The organism is Streptomyces longispororuber, from assembly GCF_024448165.1.
Lineage (GTDB): Bacteria > Actinomycetota > Actinomycetes > Streptomycetales > Streptomycetaceae > Streptomyces > Streptomyces longispororuber_A.
In genome coordinates, this window is record NZ_JAMOLN010000380.1 from 1 (window position 1) to 3,774 (window position 3,774).

Annotated in this window: 5 protein-coding genes and 1 pseudogene; 2 read left to right on the forward strand and 4 right to left on the reverse strand. The window is 71.4% G+C overall.

Features of this window, described 5'->3' with window-relative positions:
* The 3 genes from M4J07_RS46950 to M4J07_RS46960 form a co-directional block, all read right to left on the reverse strand.
* Positions 1-187: tetratricopeptide repeat protein (locus M4J07_RS46950; protein WP_255983385.1), on the reverse strand; the 187-nt coding region annotated here is incomplete at its 3' end.
* Positions 188-231: 44 nt separating this feature from the next.
* The gene (locus M4J07_RS46955) at positions 232-558 is read right to left on the reverse strand and encodes a putative quinol monooxygenase (protein WP_255983387.1); all 327 of its coding nucleotides are present in this window, start codon (positions 556-558) and stop codon (positions 232-234) included.
* A gap of 122 nt (positions 559-680) precedes the next feature.
* Positions 681-1,976: a geranylgeranyl reductase family protein gene (locus M4J07_RS46960; RefSeq protein ID WP_255983389.1), complete on the reverse strand. Its 1,296-nt coding sequence runs from the start codon at positions 1,974-1,976 to the stop codon at positions 681-683.
* 127 nt (positions 1,977-2,103) lie between these two features.
* Between M4J07_RS46960 and M4J07_RS46965 the strand changes: the two genes are divergently transcribed.
* The gene (locus tag M4J07_RS46965) at positions 2,104-2,607 is read left to right on the forward strand and encodes a GNAT family N-acetyltransferase (RefSeq protein ID WP_255983392.1); all 504 of its coding nucleotides are present in this window, start codon (positions 2,104-2,106) and stop codon (positions 2,605-2,607) included.
* A 62-nt stretch (positions 2,608-2,669) separates the two neighbouring features.
* Positions 2,670-3,008, forward strand: a complete 339-nt coding sequence (locus M4J07_RS46970; RefSeq protein WP_255983394.1) for a PASTA domain-containing protein — start codon at positions 2,670-2,672, stop codon at positions 3,006-3,008.
* On the opposite strand, the pseudogene M4J07_RS46975 reads toward M4J07_RS46970, so the two are convergent.
* Positions 2,992-3,774: pseudogene (locus tag M4J07_RS46975) on the reverse strand (hypothetical protein); the annotation flags it as partial. The gene M4J07_RS46970 and the pseudogene M4J07_RS46975 sit on opposite strands and share 17 nt — an antisense overlap.

A 3,774-nucleotide genomic window follows, 5' to 3' on the forward strand; every position in this document is an offset into this window, starting at 1 on the left:
CCATCAGCTCCCGGGCCTGCGCGTCGCCCGGCGCGTGCTGCAGGGCGACCGCCACCTCGGCGACCGCCGCGTCGGCGGCGCCCGCGGTCAGCAGCAGTTCGGCGAGGTGCAGCCGCAGCGGCACGTCCTGGGGCGCGGCGGCGACGGCCGTCCGCAGGCTCTGGATGAGAGGGGAATCAGCCGACATGGCGCCCACTGTACGAAGCGGGCGCCCCCGCCGGCCGGGCGGGCTCAGCCCTGCGGCGACAGCTCGCCCATCGGGCCCCAACCCTCGTTCGGGATGTCGGCGTTGATGATCTCGGGGGTCGAGGCGACCAGCGGGGCCATCGCGTCGAGACCCGCCTTGAAGTGGGCGGAGCCGACGTGCGCGGCGCCCGCGTCGCCGTCCCGGAAGCCCTCCAGGAGGACGTACTGGTTCGGGTCGTCGACACTGCGGGACCAGTCGAAGAAGAGGTTGCCCTCCTCGGCGCGGGTGGCCGCGGTGAACGCGGCGGTCTTCTCCAGCCAGGAGTCGGCGTGCTCGGGACGGACGGTGAACTTCACGGCGATGAAAATCATGGGTTCAGCCTCTCCCCGAGCAGGCGGTTCGGCCAAATCAGACCTTACGGACGCCTCGACGGGCGTCCTGGGCGGGGTCACCACGTCGGCCTCGCCCTGGACAGCCCCGTCGATCGACGCGCTCAGGCCTTCGGTGCGACCTTGCTCAGCCCGTTGATGATCCGGTCCATCGCGTCGCCGCCGGTCGGGTCCGTCAGGTTCGCGAGCATCTTCAGCGTGAACTTCATCAGCATCGGGTGGGTCAGACCGCGCTGCGTCGCGACCTTCATGACCTTCGGGTTGCCGATGAGCTTCACGAAGGCGCGGCCCATCGTGTAGTAGCCGCCGTAGGTGTCCTTGAGGACCTTCGGGTAGCGCTGCAGGGCGAGTTCGCGCTGGGCGTCGGTGGCGCGGGCGTGGGCCTGCACGATGACGTCGGCGGCGATCTGTCCCGACTCCATGGCGTAGGCGATGCCCTCGCCGTTGAACGGGTTGACCATGCCGCCCGCGTCGCCGACCAGGAGCAGGCCCTTGGTGTAGTGCGGCTGGCGGTTGAAGGCCATCGGGAGGGCGGCGCCGCGGATCGGGATCGTCATGTTCTCCGGCGTGTAGCCCCAGTCCTCCGGCATCGACGCGCACCAGGCCTTGAGCACCTCGCGCCAGTCCAGCTCGCGGAACGCCTTGGAGGAGTTGAGGATGCCGAGGCCCACGTTCGACGTGCCGTCGCCCATCCCGAAGATCCAGCCGTAGCCGGGCAGCAGCCGGTCCTCGCCGGGACCGCGCCGGTCCCACAGCTCCAGCCAGGACTCCAGGTAGTCGTCGTCGTGCCGGGGCGAGGTGAAGTAGGTGCGGACGGCGACGCCCATCGGGCGGTCCTCGCGGCGGTGCAGGCCCATCGCCAGGGAGAGCCGGGTCGAGTTGCCGTCGGCGGCGACCACGAGCGGGGCATGGAAGGTGACCTCGCGCTTCTCGTCGCCGAGCTTGGCGTGCACGCCCGTGATCCGGCCGGTCCGCTCGTCGAGGATCGGGGCGCCGACGTTGCACCGCTCGTACAGCCGCGCGCCCGCCTTCTGCGCCTGCCGCGCGAGCTGCTCGTCGAAGTCGTCCCGCTTGCGGACCAGGCCGTAGTCCGGGTACGAGGCGAGGTCCGGCCAGTCCAGCTGGAGGCGGACGCCGCCGCCGATGATGCGCAGGCCCTTGTTGCGCAGCCAGCCCGCCTCCTCGGAGATGTCGATGCCCATGGAGACGAGCTGCTTGGTGGCGCGCGGGGTGAGGCCGTCGCCGCAGACCTTCTCGCGCGGGAACGCCGTCTTCTCCAGGAGCAGGACGTCGAGCCCCGCCTTCGCGAGGTAGTACGCGGTCGTCGAACCGGCAGGACCGGCCCCGACGACGATCACGTCTGCGCTGTGCTCGGAGAGAGGCTTGGGCTGCTCGGTCACGGCGGGTTCTCCCCAGGCTCGAAAACGGTGGTCTCGAAGAACGGTGGTCTCGAAAACGGTGTGCCGTCCGGCACGGACATGGGCAGTCTATTCAGCGGCAGTGATCCCCCAGCCGAAGGGCCAGCCCATGAGTCGAGTTCTGCCCGCCGTGGAACTGCGCGTCCCCACCCACGAGGACGCCTTCGCCTGGCACCGGGTGTTCGACGACCCCGACGTCATGGAGTTCCACGGAGGCGCCTCGGCCGAGCTGTCCGTGTACGAGGAGCTGACCGCGCGCCAGCGCCGGCACGACGCGGAGCGCGGGTTCTGCCTGTGGACGATGACCGACGACGCCGGGCAGGTCATCGGGTTCACGGGCGCGCAGCCGTGGGAGCGCGAGTGGGGCCCGGTCGGCGAGATCGAGATCGGCTGGCGGCTCGGCCGCGCGCACTGGGGCCAGGGGTACGCGACGGCCGCCGCGCTCGCGACCGTGGAGCGGGTGCGGGCGGCGGGCCTCGGCAGCGTCGTCGCGATGGTCGACGCGCGCAACGAGCGGTCGATCGCGGTGACCCGCCGCCTCGGCATGGACCTGGCGGAGACGTTCGTGACGCCGACGGGCCGGCAGGGCCACTGCTTCCGTCTGGTCCTGTAGGGCCGCTTCCGGCAGCCTCACCCCCGGGTCTACCCTTCCGTTACCTCCTGGGGGTGACATCCGTGCCGAAGACACCCAAGACACCCGAAGTGCCCGTCCCGAAGTTCGTCGGCCTCATGGCCGTCGACGCGCAGGCCGCGGCCCTCGCGTACGGCGTCCGGCTGGCGGCCGGCGACCGGCCCGATCTCGCCGGGGCCGCCGTGGAGTACGTGGTGCGCCAGTACCCGCTGCCCGGGGTCGAGGTGCCCAGGGACGCGGTCGTGACGGTCTGGTTCGACTTCGGCGAGGGCGAGGGCGGCGGTGGCGCGGGCGTGCGCGTGCCCCGCGAGCCGGGCCCGCGGGGCGGTGGCCTGCGCCGTGAACTGCCGGAGCCCGCCGAGTCGTTCAGTCCGTGTCCGTGAGCCGCCACGAGTCGAGGGCGATCCTGTACATGTCCTGCGCGTCGGACCAGGCGTCGTCACGTGCGGTGAGCAGGATCGCGTACTCGGTGCCGCCGGCGGCGACGTAGGACTGGTCGATGCAGTGGACGGTCCGCCCGGCCTCGTCCTCGTACGTGTACTCCCAGAGCGCGCCGTCCTCGCCCTGGAAGGTGTTCCGCTCCAGCCGGATGCGCCGGTAGTTCTCCTTGGTCTCGTCCGCCTTGAGGTGCTTCTCCATGGACAGGGTGTTGTCGTACGACGTGTAGCCGGCGTCCGGGATGACGCCGACGAGGTAGTTCTCCAGGCCTGTACTGCCCGCGTAGGTGATCTGGCTGCCGTTCTTGACGCCCTGCCGCTCCCAGACGTCCGGGACGACGAAGGAGAAGCCCAGGTCGTCGAAGACCTGGTGGTAGCCGGCCGGGACGTCGGGCAGGTCGGTGGGCGCGCCGGTGCCGGAGGCCGGGGGCGACGACTCGGCGGCGGACGGCTCCCCGGACTCCTGTGACCCCTGTGATCCCTGTGATCCCTGTGATCCCTGGGATCCCTGGGAATCCTGGCCCTCCTGTGACTGCTGAGTCTGCGTCCCGACCGGCTGGTCGTTCTTGGTGTCGTCCTTGCCCCCGTCGCCGTCGTCGTGGAGCAGCAGCACCCCGGCCGCCGCGCCGCCGCCGATGACGAAGGCGCCGACGATGGTGCCGACCCAGACGCCGACGCGCCGCTTCGGCCGCTCCGGGCCGCCGGGGGCGCC

Excerpts from the sequence above, each read along its gene's own strand:
- M4J07_RS46955 (WP_255983387.1), bottom strand. The coding sequence starts at position 558 with ATGATTTTCATCGCCGTGAAGTTCACCGTCCGTCCCGAGCACGCCGAC.
- M4J07_RS46965 (WP_255983392.1), top strand. The coding sequence starts at position 2,104 with ATGAGTCGAGTTCTGCCCGCCGTGGAACTGCGCGTCCCCACCCACGAG.